Consider the following 14,713-nt stretch of genomic DNA (forward strand, 5'->3'; position numbering starts at 1 on the left):
ATCACCAGACCGGCAAGCGCCCGCCCTTGCACGGTGCAGACACCCGGTCCACGACATCGCCGCCATGGGGTCACAGCCGCGGCGGCCCCGCCTCGACGCGTCGCAGCACGGCCTCGTACGAGTCGACGGTGCCGCCGGTCTGCAGTTGCCGCTCGTCCCACCAGGTGGCGCCCGCGTCGGCGAGCGGGCCGATGAGGTCGAGGGCCCCGGCCTTGCCGGACGGGCTGACGCCGCCGACGACGATCTCGAAGGGGGCGTCGGGGGCCTCCCGGTGCTCCGTCACGTACGCGACGGCCTCCGCCAGTTCGTCAGGGCGCGGCGGGACACCGTGCAGGGCGGTGGTGAACAGCGGGACGGCGCCGTCCCAGCGGGCCGCGCGGCGCATGGGGCGGCGGTGCGGCCAGAAGCCGCCGATCCACACCGGCGGGCGCGGCCGCTGGACGGTGGCGGGCAGCAGGGCCGTCTCGTGCACGCGGTAGTGGGCGCCGTCGTGGTCGACGCGCTCGCCGGTCCAGTACCGGGTGAGCAACTCCAGTGATTCGTCGAGCCGTTCGGCGTGCACGACCCGGTCGACGGTGTCGCCGAAGCTGCCGTACTCGTCGTCGGCGGGCCCGCCCAGCCCCGCGCCGAGGATCACCCGGCCGCCGCTGAGCGCGTCCAACGTGGCGACCTGGCGGGCGAGTTGCTCGGGCCGGTAGCGGGGCACGGCTGCCACGAGCGGGCCCACCTTCAGCCGCGACGTGGCGAGCGCGGCCGCGGTGAGCAGCATCCACGGGTCGCCGAACGGCTTGCCGCGCTGCTCCCGCTTGTCGTGCACGACGTGGTCCCACACGAACAGGCCGTCCCAGCCCGCCTGTTCGGCGGCGACGGCCGTGCGGGCGACGGTGCGGGCGTCGGCGAAGTCACCGAAGTTCGGGATGTTGATCGAGAAGCGCATGGACGGCATGCTGCCGGGCCCGGGCGGGGGCGGCCAGTGAATTGACGGCGCGGGTCAGTCACCGCACCCGGCGGGCCGGCCGGCCCCCTTCACCGTGAACCCGATCACCGCTCCCCCGCCCGCCCGTCGCGCCGCGAACGGCACCCCGTCGTGCCCGGCCGCGACCTCCCGCACGATCGACAGGCCGAGGCCCGAGCCGGGCAGGCTGCGGGCCGCGGGGGCCCGGTAGAAGCGGTCGAAGACGCGGTCCATGTCGCCCTCGTCGAGGCCGGGGCCGCGGTCCAGGACCTCCACGCGGACGCCGCCGGAGGTCCGGGTGACGGCGATCTCGATGGGGGCGGTGCCTGCCGCGTCGAACTTGGCGGCGTTCTCCACGAGGTTGGTCAGGGCCCGCTGGAGCTGGGCGGGGCGGCCCGCGATGGCCGTGTCGCCCTCGGCGCGGACGGTGACGGTGCGCCCGGTGCGGCGGCGGGCCAGTGCCGCGACGTCCTCGGCGGTCTCCGCCAGGGCCACCTCCACGACCGGTTCGTCGTCCTCCTTGCCGGCCGCGAGGTCCACCAGCTCATTGACCAGGTCGGTCAGTTCGCGGGACTCCTCGGCCAGGTCGGCGACGAGTTCCTCGCGGGCCGCGGGCGGCAGTTCCTCGATGCGGCGCAGCAGCGAGATGTTCGTCCTCAGCGAGGTCAGCGGCGTACGGAGTTCGTGGCCCGCGTCCTGGACGAGGCGCCGCTGGTCCTCCACGGAGCGGGCCAGGCGGCCCAGCATCCGGTCGAAGGAGCGGCCCAGGCTGCCCACCTCGTCGCCGCCCGCCACCGGCACCGCGACATCGAGCCGGCCGGTGGACGCGACGACCTCGGCGGTCTCCGCGAGACGTACGAGGCGGGAGGTGACGCGACGCGCCAGCCACCAGCCGAACAGGCCCGCGGCGACCACGACCGCCCCGGCGAACAGCACCGTCCGCTTCTGCAGCTCCCGCAGCAGGTCCTCGGTGTCGCTGAACTCCTGCGCGACCTGCACCGCCCCGCGCCCGCCGCCGAGCGCGACGGTGGCCATGCGGTACGCGTCGTCGTGGATCTCCACGTCGTCGTCCTCGACGACCGTGCCGGCGGCCGTCGCGTCCGCGGTGCGGCGGGCCGCTGTGTCGACCGGGAGGGCCGGGTTGCCCCGGTCCAGGACCGCGCCGCGCGGACCGAGGACCTGGACGACGGTCCCGGCCGGGCGGGTCAGGTCGTCGCGCGGGCCGTCGTGGTCCGGGTCGCCCGAGGTGAAGTCGCCGGGGGCGAGCCGCTGCCGGCCCACCTGCTGGCGCAGATCGTGGACGACCTCGCCGAAGACGGCCTGCTGGTCGACGCGGACGAGCCGCGCCGCCGCGTCGTAGGACAGGAATCCGACCAGGGCGGTCACGCCCGCGGCGACCGCCGCGAAGGAGACGGCCAGTTTGGCGCGCAGGCTCTGGGGGGTGCGCCGGTGCCGTGCGGGTGCGGATGCGTGCCCGGCGGCGCTCGGGCTCACCCTTCCCTCAGGACGTAGCCCACGCCCCGCACCGTGTGGATCAGCGGCACCCCGTCCGGTTCGTCGACCTTCCTGCGCAGGTAGCCGACGTAGACGGCCAGGTTCTTCGAGCCGGGCCCGAAGTCGTAGCCCCAGATGCGGTCGTAGATCGTGGCGTGGTCGAGGACGATGCCGCAGTTGCGGGCGAGCAGTTCCAGCAGGTCGAACTCGGTGCGGGTCAGCTCCAGCTCGCGCGGGCCGCGCCAGGCGCGCCGGGCACCCGGGTCGATCCGCAGATCGGCGGCGGTGACCTGGCCGCCGTCGGCGGGTCCGGCCGCGGGTTCGGCCGGGGCCGCGCGGCGCAGCAGGGCCCGCAGCCGCGCGAAGACCTCCTCCACGTCGAACGGCTTCACCACGTAGTCGTCGGCGCCCGCGTCCAGGCCCGCGATCCGGTCCGGCGTCTCCACCAGCGCGGTCAGCATCAGGATCGGCGTGCGGTCGCCCTCGGCGCGCAGCACCCGGCAGACCTGCAGGCCGTCGATGCCCGGCATCATCACGTCGAGCACGAGGACGTCGGGCGTCGCCCGGTGCGCGGCGGCGATCGCCTCGACGCCGTCGGCGACGGCCGTGACGACGTAGCCCTCCAGGGTCAGGGCGCGCGCCAGGGCGTTGCGGATCGCGCGGTCGTCCTCGGCGAGCAGCACGGTGGGAGCGGGCGGCGAAGAGGCGGGGGCAGATTGCGGCACGCTGCCCAGTGTGCCCCCGCCACCTGGGCGCATCGCCCGATCGGGCGTCGGCCAAAGGGCTTCTTACCCGCCTCTCACCCGGCGCGGAACAGCGGCTTACCTGCTCCCAGCACGCTGTGCCGGTACATCCAGGGATGTGCGGGCCCGCACCGGTCGCCCGCCGGGGAAGGCACTACGTATGAAGATCGTGTTCCTGCTGCACAACGTGTACGCCGTCGGCGGCACGGTGCGCACCACGCTCAACCTCGCCGCCGCGCTCGTGGAGCACGGCGGCCACGAGGTGGAGATCGTGTCGATGTCGCGGCACCGCGAGAACCCCCGGTTCGCGGTGGACCCGCGGATCACGCTCGTCCCGCTCGTGGACACGCGGGCGGGCTGCGACGACACCCGGCGGCCCGAGTACGGGGAGCCGTCAAGGGACTTCCCGGCCGCCGAGAAGCGGTACAAGCAGTACACGCTCCTGCACGATCTGCGGGTCCGCGCCTACCTGGAGGAACGCTGCGCCGCGGACGTCGTCGTCGGCACCCGGCCCGGCATCAACGTCTACCTCGCACTGTGGGGGCCGCGGCGGGCGCTGCGCATCGGGCAGGAGCACCTGCGGCACGACGCGCACGGCAAGAAGCTGCGCACGGTCCTCGGCCGGCACTACCGGGCCCTGGACGCGGTCGTGACGGTGACCGAGGCGGACGCGGCGGTGTACCGGGCGCGGATGCCGCTGCCGGGGGTGCGGGTGGAAGCCGTGCCGAACATCGTGCCGCCGGCCCGTGTCCCGCCCTCCGACGGCACCTCGAAGATCATCGCGGCGGCGGGGCGGCTCGTCCCCGGCAAGCGCTACGACCTGCTCCTGGAGGCGTTCGCGGCGGTGGCCGCGCAGGAGCCGGACTGGGAGCTGCGGATCTACGGCGGCGGCGCGCAGGAACCGCATCTGAGGGCCCTGGTCGGCGGCCTCGGGCTGACCGGCCGGGCCCGGCTCATGGGCACGGTGTCGCCGATCGAGCCGGAGTTCGCCAGGGCGTCGCTCGTGGTGAGCGCGTCGGACGCCGAGTCGTTCGGGATGACGCTGGTCGAGGCGATGCGCTGCGGGGTGCCGGTGATCTCCACGGACGCGCCGCTGGGGCCCGCCGAGATCGTCACGGACGGCGTCGACGGACGCCTGGTCCCGGTCGGTGACGCGCGGGCCCTCGCCGAGGCGATGGCCGGGCTGATCGAGGACGAGGCGGGCCGCAAGGAGATGGGCGCGGCAGCGCTCGCCTCGGCCGGACGCTTCGACCCGGCGCCCATTGTGGCGCGATATGACCGCCTTTTCACGGAACTTCGGGCGTCACGCCGTCGTCGTGCATGGCAACGGTTCCGCGCCCGGGCCGCCAACCGGGCCCACAGAATGGTCCGTTCGGTACGCCGTGCGCGGCCGGGCGGTCCAGGGGGGACACCGCATGACCGCCGACGCCGTCGTGCCCATGGCACCGCACAGCCCACAAACCCCTAGGACGCGCGCGATGCCGACCAAGCCGACCGCGCCACCGGGGTCCTCGACGGCCCCCGGGCTCCGGTGGCGGCCCGTCTCCCGCTCCGGCCCCGGCGGCGACGCCTGGCTCGGCATCGTCGCCGCCCTCTACTGCATCACCCAACTCGCCCTTGTCGTGACCCAGTTGGGGCACGGTCTCGGCTGGGACGAGTCGGTGTACGTGTCGCAGTACGACCCCCGCAACCCGGCCGTCTTCTTCAGCGCGCCGCGCTCGCGCGGCACGAGTCTGCTGACGGCGCCGCTCGTCGCGGTGACCGGCTCGACGGTCGTGCTCCGCATCGCCCTGGCCGTGCTGTCGTCGGCCGCGCTGTACGCCGCGTTCCGGGTGTGGCGGCCCCTGGTCGGGGCCCGTACGACGGCGTTCGCCGCGCTGCTGTTCGCCGGGCTGTGGATCTCGGTGCTGTCCGGCGCGATGGCCATGCCCAACCTGTGGGTGGCGTTCGGCGCGGTCGGCGCCGTGGGCTGGTTCCTGCGGGACAAGGACCGCGGCGCGGGCTGGTGGCTGGCCGGCTGCGTCGCGGCGGTGGCGCTGTTCCGGGCGTCGGACGTGGTGTGGCTGGGCGGGCCGCTGGCCGTCGCCGCCCTGCTCACCCGCGAGCGGCGGCGCACCCTGCCGTTCCTCGCGGCGGGCCTGGTGGTGGGGCTCGCCCAGTGGATCGTCGAGGCGTACCTGCGCTGGGGCGGGGTCCGCGAGCGGCTGCGCGTGTCCAGCGCCACCGAGGGCGACATGGGCCTGCACCTGAACCTGGACACCGCCTGGCGCTCCGTGAACGGCCCGCTGCTGTGCCGCCCGTGCACGGCGGGCGTCCCGGACCAGCCCGGACTCGCCCTGTGGTGGCTGGCGCTGCCGCTGCTGGCCGCGGCCGCGGTGTACGTCTCCCTCCGCGAGCGCCGCCCCGCCCCGACCGTCCTGCCGGTGATCTGCGCCGCCGCGATGGCGGTCCCGTACCTGCTGCTCATCGGCTACTCGGCGCCGCGCTTCCTGCTGCCCTCGTACGCGCTGCTGTCCCTGCCGGTGGCGGTGCTGGTGCGCCGGCTGCGCCGTCGGCGGCCCCTCACGATCGCGGCGGCCGTGCTCGTCGCGCTCCAGCTCACCTCGCAGTACCTCGTGCTGGAGCGCGAGGTCGCCTCGACGGGGCGGACCGACGCCCGCTACGTCGCGGCGGCGCGGGGCCTGCACGCGATGGGCGTGACACCGCCCTGCCTGGTCACGGGCCCGCGCGCGCTGCCCATCGGCTACGCGGCGGGCTGCGCGTCGGCGCAGACGAAGGGCAACAACCGCTCGACGACCCGCGCCGGCCTGCTGGACCGCGCCGCCCGGGTGCCCACGGCGATCCTCACCGAGACCGGCGCACGGCCGCCGCGGTACGCCCGCGACTGGACCCCGTACGAACTGCCGCACACCGGCGGCTGGACGGCGTGGAAAGCGCCGGTGCCGTACCGGCCGCAACTGCTGGGGCCGTAGGGCCCGTCCGGCGGATCTCGCCGCGGGCACGGGGTCCGGCACGCACGCACAAATCCGTTGCCCGGGCCGCGGCCGACGGGAAGGATCGCCCGATGACCTTCACCCCGGCGCCCGGCGCCCGTCCCGGCACCCCGTCCCGCCCCGTCGCCCTGGTCACCGGTGTCGGCCGCACCGTCGGCATCGGTGCGGGCGTCGCGCGGCAGCTCGCCGCGTCCGGGTGGGACATCGCCTTCACCCACTGGACGCCCTACGACGCACGCATGGCCTGGGGCGCCGAGCCGGACGCGACCGCGACGATCACCGAGTCCCTCGCGAAGAGCGGCGCGGCGGTCGCCGCCGTCGAGGCCGACCTCGCCGATCCCGCGGCCCCCGCCCGGGTCTTCGACGAGGCGCAGACCCGTCTCGGCGGGCCGGTCACGGCGCTGGTGATGTGCCACTGCGAGTCGGTGGACTCCGGCCTGCTCGACACCACGGTCGACAGCTTCGACAGGCATGTCGCGGTGAACGCGCGCGCCTCCTGGCTGCTGATCCGCGAGTACGGCCGCCGCTTCACCGGCACCCCGGGGACGGGCCGCATCGTCGCTCTCACCAGCGACCACACGGCGGGCAACCTCCCCTACGGCGCGAGCAAGGGCGCCCTGGACCGCATCACCCAGGCTGCCGCCCGCGAGCTCGCCCACCTCGGGGTGACCGCCAATGTCGTCAACCCGGGCCCGGTGGACACCGGCTGGATGACCGGCGAACTGCGGGACCGCATCCGCGACGCGACGCCGCTCGGCCGCCTGGGCACCCCGCAGGACACCGCCCACCTGGTCGACTTCCTGTGCTCCCCGCAGGGGCAGTGGGTCAACGGCCAGCTGCTGCAGAGCAACGGCGGTCTCGCGTAGCCCCTGCTCCTCGGCGCTACCCGGCGCTACTCGGCCCGCAGCGCGGCGAGCCGCTGCTCGAACGGCACCACCTCGAAACCGTCCGCCGGGTCCACCGACGTGATCGCCCCCGTCAGCGAGCGGGGCGCGATCGCGGCGGCCGTGTCGACGTCCGGCGCGGCGTCCGCGGCGGCCGGCGCCATGAAGCGGGCCAGCTCGCCGCCCGCGCGGGCGATCCGCCGGTCGAGACCCTCGTCGCCCCAGTCCTCCGACGCCGCGTACACGGCGGTCGGCAGGACGAGCGCGCGCAGGTAGGTGAAGAGCGGGCGCAGGGCGTGCTCGGTGACCAGGGAGTGCCGGGCGGTGCCGCCGGTGGCGCCGACGAGCACCGGCTTCCCGGTCAGCGCGTCCTTGTCGATGACGTCGAAGAACGACTTGAACAGTCCGCTGTACGACGCCGCGAACACCGGCGTCACGGCGATCAGGCCGTCCGCGGCGGCCACCGCGTCGAGCGCGGCGGCCAGCCGGGCGGGCGGGAACCCGGTGACGAAGTGCTGGGCGATCTCCGTCGCCAGGTCCCGCAGTTCGATCACCTCGACCTCGGCGTCGACGTGCCCCGCCGTCGCGGCGGCGAGCCGGTCAGCGAGCAGCCGCGTGGACGAGGGCGAGCTCAGCCCTGCCGATACGACGACGAGCTTCACTTCGCACTCCCTTCAGGGACATCGGACTGGGCGGCGACGCGGGCCGCGTGGGTCGGCGCGTCCGGGACGTTCGCCGGGCGCTGGTTCGCGAACTCCTTGCGCAGCACCGGCACGACCTCCTCGCCGAGCAGGTCGAGCTGCTCCAGGACCGTCTTGAGCGGCAGGCCCGCGTGGTCCATCAGGAACAACTGGCGCTGGTAGTCGCCCACGTAGTCACGGAAGGACAGGGTCCGCTCGATGACCTCCTGCGGCGAGCCGACGGTCAGCGGCGTCTGGGAGGTGAACTCCTCCAGCGACGGGCCGTGGCCGTAGACCGGCGCGTTGTCGAAGTACGGACGGAACTCGCGCACCGCGTCCTGCGAGTTCTTCCGCATGAAGACCTGGCCGCCGAGACCGACGATGGCCTGCTCGGGGGTGCCGTGCCCGTAGTGGGCGTAGCGCTGGCGGTACAGGTTCACCATCTGCTTGGTGTGGCTGGCGGGCCAGAAGATGTTGTTGTGGAAGAAGCCGTCGCCGTAGTACGCGGCCTGCTCGGCGATCTCCGGGGAGCGGATGGAGCCGTGCCAGACGAACGGCGCGACGCCGTCCAGCGGGCGCGGGGTCGAGGTGAAGGACTGCAGCGGCGTGCGGAACTTGCCCTTCCAGGTGACGACGTCCTCGTCCCACAGGCGGCGCAGCAGCGCGTAGTTCTCGATCGCGAGGTCGATGCCGTCGCGGATGTCCTTGCCGAACCAGGGGTAGACCGGGCCGGTGTTGCCGCGGCCCATCATCACGTCGACGCGGCCCTCGGCGACGTGCTGGAGCATCGCGAAGTCCTCGGCGATCTTCACCGGGTCGTTCGTCGTGATCAGCGTCGTGGAGGTGGACAGGATCAGGTTCTCGGTGCGCGCGGCGATGTAGCCGAGCATCGTCGTGGGCGAGGAGGGGACGAACGGCGGGTTGTGGTGCTCACCGGTGGCGAAGACGTCGAGGCCGACCTCCTCGGCCTTCTGCGCGATGGCGAGCATCGCCTTGATGCGCTCGTGCTCGCTGGGCGTCCGGCCCGTCGTCGGGTCGGTCGTGACATCGCCGACGGTGAAGATCCCGAACTGCATGCTGCTCACCCTCCCGGGTTGTTGATTGTTCAACTATACCCCGGAACGGTGAGCGCGGGCCGGCTATTCCCGGTGGTCGGGAAGCGCCCGCGGCCTGACCATCGCGTCGCGGGCCGCGGGCCGGTGGGCCGCAGACGCCCCACGACAAGATCAGGCAGACGACGAGGCGAGACCCGCGCCCCTACGGGACGGCCACGTACGGGTCACGGCCCGTCGCCGCCAGGAGCCGGAAGAAGGGCGGAGCCTGCTCGCCGACCTCCACCGGGGCCCCGAACACGCCCATCTCCTTGGCCGTCGGCCCCAGCTCCGCCACCGCGTCCGCGAGCGGACCCACGACCTGCGGCGCCACCTCGTACGCCTGGCCCGTGGCCCGCGCCAGATCCCACGCGTGCACGGTCAGATCCAGCAGCGCCATCGCACCGACCAGCCGCGCCGGCATCTTCATCGCGCCGCTCACCCCGTCCTCCGCGCCCGGCGCCGACCACGCCGCCACCAGCGCCTGCGCCTCCCCCGCGAACCGCTCCCGCCAGTCCGCACCCCGCCCCACCCGGTCCGGCGTCGACGTGAAGTCGGAGTCCTCCTTCACAGCCAGCTTCTGGAACTCCACGACCACCTGGAACAGATGGTTCACCAGGCCCTTCACGTCGTACTCCGCGCACGGGGTGGGCCCGGCCAGCGCCCCGTCACCGATACCGGCCACGACCGGCACGGCCCGCGCCGCCGACAGCCCCATCAGCTCACCGATCCCGTACGCCTTCTCCTGCTCCTGTGCGTCCATGACCCGACCGTACGAGCCCGCCGCCCCGCACCTCTTGAACAAACGCGACGCTGTCGGTGCCCCGCCGTACGATCCCGGCATGGACCGGGACCCGTCCGCACCCCACCAGGACACCCGCGGGATCGTCGACCCGTCCGCACTGCTCAGCGCCGTGCGGTTCCGGCGGCACGAGCCCGCACAGGCGCTGCGCCCGTACGTGGAGAACTACTGGTTCATCGACTGGGACCTGCCCGCGCCCTACGCCTCGCACGTCGTCCCGCACCCGTCCGTGAACCTCACGTTCCAGTGGGACCAGGACGACACGGGGACAGCGCAGCCGTACGGCGAGCTCACCGGCGTCTTCGCGCCGGGGCTGTACACCCGCAAGATCGGCGGCCGCGGCCGGGTGTGCGGGGCCAAGTTCTGGCCGGGATCGTTCCGGCCGTTCGTGCCGGACGTGCCGGTCGCCGACTGGACCGGACGCGTCCTGCCGTACGAGGACGTGTTCCCGCCCACCGACGTGACCGCCGTCGTCTCCCCCGCCGAGGACCGGGACCGGGTCGCCGCCCTCGACACCTACCTGCTGTCCTTCGCCCCCGCACGCCCCGACCCGCAGGCCGAGCTCGCGCGCGGCCTCGTCGCCCGGATCCGCGCCGAGCGCGACGTGCGCCGCGTCGCCGACCTCGCACGGACCGAACGGATGTCGGTGCGCTCACTGCAACGGCTGTTCACCGCATACGTCGGCGTCAGCCCCAAATGGTGCATCCTGCGCTACCGCATCCACGAGGCCGTCGAGGCGGCCGGCACCCGCACCGGCGTCGACTGGGCCGGCCTGGCCGCCGACCTCGGCTACGCGGACCAGGCCCACCTCGTCCGCGACTTCACCGCGACGGTCGGCGTCCCGCCCACCGCGTACCCGACCGGCTAACCCAGCTTCTTGCGGAAGTGGAACGACGTGATCGCCATGCGCTCCCGCAGATAGAACCGGTGCGCGTCCGTGCGCTGCGTCCCCGAGTCCAGATCCAGCTGCGTGCAGCCCAGCCGCACGGCCCGCTCCTCCAGGTGCGCAAGGAGCGCCCGGCCCACCCCGCCCGACCGCGCCGCCCCCGACGTCACCAGGTCGTCGACGTACAGCTTGCGCAGCGCACTGGTGTTGACGAGCACGCGCCACCCGGCGACACCGACGCACGCCCCGTCATCCGCATAAGCGGCACTGAACCGCAGCCCCTGCCCGTGCCCCTCGGCGTACACCTCGCCGAACAGCTCCTCGGTCAGATGCGGGCGCAGCTCGCGCAGCACCGGCAGCACTTCGGACGCCAGGCGCGCGTCCCCGGGCTCAAGGTCGACGATCTTCATGCCGGAACTCTACGGCCGCCCTACTGGGCGTGCTTGATCGCGTAGATCATCACGAACGCCACGAGGTGGATACCGAAGAGGAAGTAGCCCAGGTACCACCACATGTACCGCTCGCCCTTCTTCTCCTGGGCGAGCCGCCGCTCGTCGTACTCCCGCTGCAACGCGTCCAGGGGATCCGGCGCGTCACCGCTCACGGTGGACCTTGGTGTTGGAGGCCTGGGCACGCGGCCGGACCACCAGCAGATCGATGTTCACATGACTGGGCCGGGTCACCGCCCAGGTGATCGTCTCCGCGACATCGTCCGCCGTCAGCGGCTCGGCGACACCCGCGTACACCTTCGCCGCCTTCTCCGCGTCCCCGCCGAACCGGGTCAGCGCGAACTCGTCCGTCTTCACCATGCCGGGCGCCACCTCGATCACCCGCACCGGCGTGCCCACGATCTCCAGACGCAGCGTCTCCGCGAGCACGTGCTCGGCGTGCTTCGCGGCCACGTACCCGCCGCCCCCCTCGTACGTACCGTGCCCCGCGGTCGAGGACAGAACGACGACCGTACCGTCGCCCGACGCGGTCAGCGCCGGCAGCAGGGCCTGGGTGACGTTCAGCGTGCCGATGACGTTCGTCTCGTACATCTGCCGCCACTGCTCCGGGTCACCGGACGCCACCGGGTCCGCACCGAGCGCCCCGCCCGCGTTGTTCACCAGCACCCCGACCGTCTTGAACGCCGTCGCGAACTCGTCCACGGCCGCCCGGTCGGTGATGTCCAGGGCGTACGCCGCGGCCTGGTGCCCGGCCGCGTTGATCTCCTCCGCCAGCGCCTCGATGCGGTCCTTGCGGCGGGCCGTCAGCACCACCCGGTACCCGGCCGCGGCCAGCTGCCGCGCGGTCGCGGCACCGATACCGCTGCTGGCACCCGTGACGACGGCGATGCGGGATGCGGCTGCGGGGGCCATGGGCTACTCCTCGTACGTACGTGTGGTCGCTTCCGGCCCAGGATAGGCCGCCGCCTCAGTCACCCCGGGGCGCGTACATGATCACAGCCATCCCGGCCAGACAGATCAGCGCGCCGACCACGTCCCAGCGGGTCGGCCGGTACCCGTCCGCGACCACGCCCCACGCGATCGAACCCGCCACGAACACCCCGCCGTACGCCGCCAGGATCCGCCCGAACTCGGCATCCGGCTGCAGCGTCGCCACGAACCCGTACAGACCGAGCGCGATCACCCCCGCCCCGATCCACACCCACCCGCGGTGCTCCCGCACCCCCTGCCACACCAGCCACGCACCGCCGATCTCGAACAGGGCAGCGAGCACGAACAACGACACGGAACGGGCGACGAGCATGGGCCACAGGGTGTCACGTACGTGTCGCGGGACCCCTCACGTGGGATAGATCGGCCGCTCGCCCCTTCGTCCGGAGGTCCCCATGCAGCTCGCGCTCGCCCCCACGGCCCTGGCCCTGGCCGCCGCCCTCGCGGCACCCGCAGACGACCCGGCCCCCGAGGCCGACCTCGCCTACCACGGCCGCGTCACCATGACCGGCGGCCACGTCACCATCGCCCTCACCCCGCAGAACCACGGCCCCTTCGACGTGCCCGACGCCACCGTGCGCCTCGCCTGGTCCAGCCCGCTGGCCGACACCCAGACCCTGCCCGACGGCTGCCTGCGCAGCGCCCCGCGCACCGTCTCCTGCCGCACCGGAGCCCTGCCCGCCGCCGCGCACGGCACCCCGCTCACCGTCCGGATCCGGCTCGCCGACACGCCCAGCGAGGTCACCGTCCGGATCGACACCACCTGGAGCGGCGGACCCGCCGACCACAACCCGGACAACGACCGGCACCAGGTCCTGGTCCTCGACACCGGCGACACCTACTACTTCTGACGCTGCTCCTGCCTCTGACGCTTCCGAACGCTCACCCGACGGCCGCCGCATCCTCGTCGTACCGCTCGCGCGCTACCGCCACCTCGTCCATGTGCGACTCCGCCCAGTCCTTCACCGCGAGCAGCAGACCGCTCAGACTCCGGCCCAGCTCCGTCAGTTCGTAATCGACCCGCACCGGCACCGACGGCGTCACACTCCGCGCCACGATGCCGTCGCGCTCCAGCGCCCGCAGCGTCTGCGTCAGCATCTTCTGGCTCACGCCCGCGATCTTCCGGCCGAGATCCGAGTACCGCATCGGCCCGTCGTGCCCGGCGAGCGCGCTGACGACCAGGCTCACCCACTTGTCGCTCAGCCGCGCCAGCAGCTGATTGGTCGGGCACTCCCGCAAGAACGCGTCGTACGCGAACCGCGCCCGCTCGCGGCGCTGCGCCGCCGTCATCGTCGCCATGACACTCCGCCCCTGCGCACTTCCCGGTGACGTACGCACCTCCAGGTACGTACTTACCAAAAGAGAGTAACACTCCCTAGGGTCATGACAACGAAATCGAAAGCACCTCACTCCCACCCCAACTCACCTGAAAAACAATGGAGTTGTCATGCGAGCAGCAGTAGTGACGTCGTTCGGCGGCCCGGAAGCGGTCGAGATCGCGGACGTCGAGCGACCCGAACCGGCCGCCGGCCAGATCCGGATCAAGGTCGCCGCCGCCGCCCTCAACCCGGTCGACGCGGGCGTGCGCGCCGGAGCCTTCGGCGGCGCCGGCCAGCAGCTCGGTCTCGGCTGGGACGTCGCCGGCACCGTCGACGCGGCGGACGCGGCCACCGGCCGGCACCCCGGCGACCAAGTCGTCGCCCTCCTCCACGGCATCGCCAAGCCCCTTGGCACACACGCCGATTACGTGGTCGTCGACGCCTCGGCGACGGCCCCGGCCCCGACCTCCGTGGACCTGCCGCACGCCGCCACGCTCCCCCTCAACACCCTCACCGCGGCCCAGGCGCTCGACCGACTCGCCCTCAAGGAAGGCCAGTCCCTCCTCGTCACCGGCGCGGCGGGCGCGCTCGGCGGCTACGCGATCCAGCTCGCCGCCCACCAGGGCATCCAGGTCACGGCCTACGCGGGCGAGGCCGACGAGGCACTGACCCGCACCCTGGGCGCGACCGGCTTCGTACCGCGCGGCCAGACACCGCCCACCCCCTTCGACGCCGTCCTCGACGCGGCCGTACTCGGCACCGAGGCCCTGGCCTGGGTCCGCGACGGCGGCGCCTACATCGGCGTCATCCCCGGAACCGCACCGGCCCCGGAACGCGGGGTGCGCACCGCCGCCGTCGAGGTGGCCGCGGACGGCAAGCGCCTCGCGGAACTCGTCCGCCTGACCGACGAGGGCGTCCTGACCCCGCGCATCGCGGAGACGTACCCCCTCACCGACGCACCAAAGGCCCACGCCAGGCTGGCCGAGGGTGGAGTGCGGGGCCGCCTGGTGCTGATCCCCTGATCGCTCGCCCCTCCTGGGCTGCTCCTTGGAAGCGCGTACCAAGCTCAACGAGCTCGGGCTGCCGTACGGACGGAAATCCAAACGGATCACGCCGCCGCGAGACGTCCCCTTCTCACGCCGCGACTATCTGCGGGGCGTGATCGACGCGGACGGCTCGGTCGGCTACACCAAACAGGGGCTGCCGTTCATCTCGCTCACGACAGCGAGCACTGCCATCGCCGCCTACTTCTGCTTCTACGCCAAGAAGATCACGGGCGCCTCACGGCATCCAAGCCGCAATCAGCGGGACGGGATCTACAACGTCATGTACTGGAAAGAGGCGTCCCAAGAACTGGCGGCGCACTTCTACTATCCAGGCTGCCTTGCTCTGGGGCGGAAGGAGGCAGCAGCGACATCCCTGCGCGA

General features: G+C 73.2%; 17 protein-coding genes. 6 read left to right on the plus strand and 11 right to left on the minus strand.

Features of this window, described 5'->3' with window-relative positions:
• Nucleotides 1-70 precede the first annotated feature (70 nt).
• The 3 genes from ACVHNB_RS37770 to ACVHNB_RS37780 are packed head-to-tail and all read right to left on the minus strand — an operon-like array spanning nucleotide 71 to nucleotide 3,174.
• A complete protein-coding gene (locus tag ACVHNB_RS37770; protein ID WP_428954091.1) occupies nucleotides 71-937 on the minus strand; it encodes an LLM class flavin-dependent oxidoreductase in 867 nt (288 codons plus the stop codon).
• Nucleotides 938-991: 54 nt separating this feature from the next.
• The gene (locus tag ACVHNB_RS37775) at nucleotides 992-2,449 is read right to left on the minus strand and encodes a HAMP domain-containing sensor histidine kinase (RefSeq protein WP_456226899.1); all 1,458 of its coding nucleotides are present in this window, start codon (nucleotides 2,447-2,449) and stop codon (nucleotides 992-994) included.
• A complete protein-coding gene (locus ACVHNB_RS37780) occupies nucleotides 2,446-3,174 on the minus strand; it encodes a response regulator transcription factor (RefSeq protein ID WP_428954089.1) in 729 nt (242 codons plus the stop codon). Before ACVHNB_RS37780 ends, ACVHNB_RS37775 begins: the two co-directional genes overlap by 4 nt.
• Nucleotides 3,175-3,352: 178 nt before the next feature.
• Between ACVHNB_RS37780 and ACVHNB_RS37785 the strand changes: the two genes are divergently transcribed.
• From ACVHNB_RS37785 to ACVHNB_RS37795, 3 genes are all read left to right on the plus strand, one after another.
• Nucleotides 3,353-4,660 (plus strand): glycosyltransferase family 4 protein, encoded by a 1,308-nt coding sequence (locus tag ACVHNB_RS37785; RefSeq protein ID WP_456226900.1) that lies wholly within the window; start codon nucleotides 3,353-3,355, stop codon nucleotides 4,658-4,660.
• A gap of 10 nt (nucleotides 4,661-4,670) precedes the next feature.
• The gene (locus ACVHNB_RS37790; protein WP_456226901.1) at nucleotides 4,671-6,164 is read left to right on the plus strand and encodes a hypothetical protein; all 1,494 of its coding nucleotides are present in this window, start codon (nucleotides 4,671-4,673) and stop codon (nucleotides 6,162-6,164) included.
• A gap of 92 nt (nucleotides 6,165-6,256) precedes the next feature.
• Nucleotides 6,257-7,051 carry an SDR family oxidoreductase gene (locus ACVHNB_RS37795; protein WP_456226902.1) on the plus strand — a complete coding sequence of 265 codons (795 nt, stop codon included), beginning with the start codon at nucleotides 6,257-6,259 and terminating at the stop codon, nucleotides 7,049-7,051.
• A gap of 26 nt (nucleotides 7,052-7,077) precedes the next feature.
• Here the strand turns inward: ACVHNB_RS37795 and ACVHNB_RS37800 are convergent, their stop codons facing one another.
• The 3 genes from ACVHNB_RS37800 to ACVHNB_RS37810 all read right to left on the minus strand — a co-directional run bounded on the left by ACVHNB_RS37800 (nucleotide 7,078) and on the right by ACVHNB_RS37810 (nucleotide 9,603).
• Nucleotides 7,078-7,731: a CE1759 family FMN reductase gene (locus ACVHNB_RS37800; RefSeq protein ID WP_456226903.1), complete on the minus strand. Its 654-nt coding sequence runs from the start codon at nucleotides 7,729-7,731 to the stop codon at nucleotides 7,078-7,080.
• Nucleotides 7,728-8,825 carry an LLM class flavin-dependent oxidoreductase gene (locus tag ACVHNB_RS37805; protein ID WP_428954084.1) on the minus strand — a complete coding sequence of 366 codons (1,098 nt, stop codon included), beginning with the start codon at nucleotides 8,823-8,825 and terminating at the stop codon, nucleotides 7,728-7,730. The genes ACVHNB_RS37800 and ACVHNB_RS37805 overlap by 4 nt, the downstream gene beginning before the upstream one ends.
• Before the next feature lie 181 nt (nucleotides 8,826-9,006).
• Nucleotides 9,007-9,603 (minus strand): TIGR03086 family metal-binding protein, encoded by a 597-nt coding sequence (locus ACVHNB_RS37810; protein WP_428954083.1) that lies wholly within the window; start codon nucleotides 9,601-9,603, stop codon nucleotides 9,007-9,009.
• Between the two features lie 79 nt (nucleotides 9,604-9,682).
• Between ACVHNB_RS37810 and ACVHNB_RS37815 the strand changes: the two genes are divergently transcribed.
• On the plus strand, nucleotides 9,683-10,510 hold the full coding sequence (locus tag ACVHNB_RS37815; RefSeq protein WP_428954082.1) for an AraC family transcriptional regulator: 828 nt from the start codon (nucleotides 9,683-9,685) through the stop codon (nucleotides 10,508-10,510).
• Here the strand turns inward: ACVHNB_RS37815 and ACVHNB_RS37820 are convergent.
• From ACVHNB_RS37820 to ACVHNB_RS37835, 4 genes are read right to left on the minus strand one after another with little or no spacing between them, the layout of a single operon-like run.
• The gene (locus tag ACVHNB_RS37820) at nucleotides 10,507-10,938 is read right to left on the minus strand and encodes a GNAT family N-acetyltransferase (protein WP_428954081.1); all 432 of its coding nucleotides are present in this window, start codon (nucleotides 10,936-10,938) and stop codon (nucleotides 10,507-10,509) included. The two genes, ACVHNB_RS37815 and ACVHNB_RS37820, sit on opposite strands and share 4 nt — an antisense overlap.
• 20 nt (nucleotides 10,939-10,958) lie before the next feature.
• Nucleotides 10,959-11,132 carry a hypothetical protein gene (locus ACVHNB_RS37825; RefSeq protein WP_428954080.1) on the minus strand — a complete coding sequence of 58 codons (174 nt, stop codon included), beginning with the start codon at nucleotides 11,130-11,132 and terminating at the stop codon, nucleotides 10,959-10,961.
• Entirely contained in the window at nucleotides 11,122-11,889 is a 768-nt protein-coding gene (locus tag ACVHNB_RS37830; RefSeq protein ID WP_428954079.1) for an SDR family NAD(P)-dependent oxidoreductase, read from the minus strand. Before ACVHNB_RS37830 ends, ACVHNB_RS37825 begins: the two co-directional genes overlap by 11 nt.
• A 55-nt stretch (nucleotides 11,890-11,944) precedes the next feature.
• Nucleotides 11,945-12,280, minus strand: coding sequence for a YnfA family protein (locus ACVHNB_RS37835; RefSeq protein WP_428954078.1), 336 nt, complete (start codon nucleotides 12,278-12,280; stop codon nucleotides 11,945-11,947).
• An 82-nt stretch (nucleotides 12,281-12,362) separates the two neighbouring features.
• Here ACVHNB_RS37835 and ACVHNB_RS37840 point away from each other — a divergent pair, with 82 nt between their 5' ends.
• Entirely contained in the window at nucleotides 12,363-12,818 is a 456-nt protein-coding gene (locus ACVHNB_RS37840; protein WP_428954077.1) for a hypothetical protein, read from the plus strand.
• Nucleotides 12,819-12,849: 31 nt separating this feature from the next.
• Here ACVHNB_RS37840 and ACVHNB_RS37845 read toward each other — a convergent pair whose 3' ends face one another.
• A complete protein-coding gene (locus tag ACVHNB_RS37845) occupies nucleotides 12,850-13,266 on the minus strand; it encodes a winged helix-turn-helix transcriptional regulator (RefSeq protein WP_428954076.1) in 417 nt (138 codons plus the stop codon).
• A gap of 148 nt (nucleotides 13,267-13,414) precedes the next feature.
• Here ACVHNB_RS37845 and ACVHNB_RS37850 point away from each other — a divergent pair, with 148 nt between their 5' ends.
• Nucleotides 13,415-14,308 carry an NADP-dependent oxidoreductase gene (locus ACVHNB_RS37850; protein WP_456226904.1) on the plus strand — a complete coding sequence of 298 codons (894 nt, stop codon included), beginning with the start codon at nucleotides 13,415-13,417 and terminating at the stop codon, nucleotides 14,306-14,308.
• The last annotated feature ends 405 nt before the right edge of the window (nucleotides 14,309-14,713 follow it).

This window comes from Streptomyces sp. YJ-C3 (genome assembly GCF_053891275.1).

What these genes read in the sequence shown, in the direction of transcription:
- ACVHNB_RS37830 (WP_428954079.1), bottom strand. Translation starts at nt 11,889, where the DNA reads ATGGCCCCCGCAGCCGCATCCCGCATCGCCGTCGTCACGGGTGCCAGC.
- ACVHNB_RS37850 (WP_456226904.1), top strand. Translation starts at nt 13,415, where the DNA reads ATGCGAGCAGCAGTAGTGACGTCGTTCGGCGGCCCGGAAGCGGTCGAG.
- ACVHNB_RS37820 (WP_428954081.1), bottom strand. Translation starts at nt 10,938, where the DNA reads ATGAAGATCGTCGACCTTGAGCCCGGGGACGCGCGCCTGGCGTCCGAA.
- ACVHNB_RS37815 (WP_428954082.1), top strand. Translation starts at nt 9,683, where the DNA reads ATGGACCGGGACCCGTCCGCACCCCACCAGGACACCCGCGGGATCGTC.
- ACVHNB_RS37790 (WP_456226901.1), top strand. Translation starts at nt 4,671, where the DNA reads ATGCCGACCAAGCCGACCGCGCCACCGGGGTCCTCGACGGCCCCCGGG.
- ACVHNB_RS37835 (WP_428954078.1), bottom strand. Translation starts at nt 12,280, where the DNA reads ATGCTCGTCGCCCGTTCCGTGTCGTTGTTCGTGCTCGCTGCCCTGTTC.
- ACVHNB_RS37810 (WP_428954083.1), bottom strand. Translation starts at nt 9,603, where the DNA reads ATGGACGCACAGGAGCAGGAGAAGGCGTACGGGATCGGTGAGCTGATG.
- ACVHNB_RS37840 (WP_428954077.1), top strand. Translation starts at nt 12,363, where the DNA reads ATGCAGCTCGCGCTCGCCCCCACGGCCCTGGCCCTGGCCGCCGCCCTC.
- ACVHNB_RS37795 (WP_456226902.1), top strand. Translation starts at nt 6,257, where the DNA reads ATGACCTTCACCCCGGCGCCCGGCGCCCGTCCCGGCACCCCGTCCCGC.
- ACVHNB_RS37845 (WP_428954076.1), bottom strand. Translation starts at nt 13,266, where the DNA reads ATGGCGACGATGACGGCGGCGCAGCGCCGCGAGCGGGCGCGGTTCGCG.
- ACVHNB_RS37785 (WP_456226900.1), top strand. Translation starts at nt 3,353, where the DNA reads ATGAAGATCGTGTTCCTGCTGCACAACGTGTACGCCGTCGGCGGCACG.
- ACVHNB_RS37805 (WP_428954084.1), bottom strand. Translation starts at nt 8,825, where the DNA reads ATGCAGTTCGGGATCTTCACCGTCGGCGATGTCACGACCGACCCGACG.
- ACVHNB_RS37770 (WP_428954091.1), bottom strand. Translation starts at nt 937, where the DNA reads ATGCGCTTCTCGATCAACATCCCGAACTTCGGTGACTTCGCCGACGCC.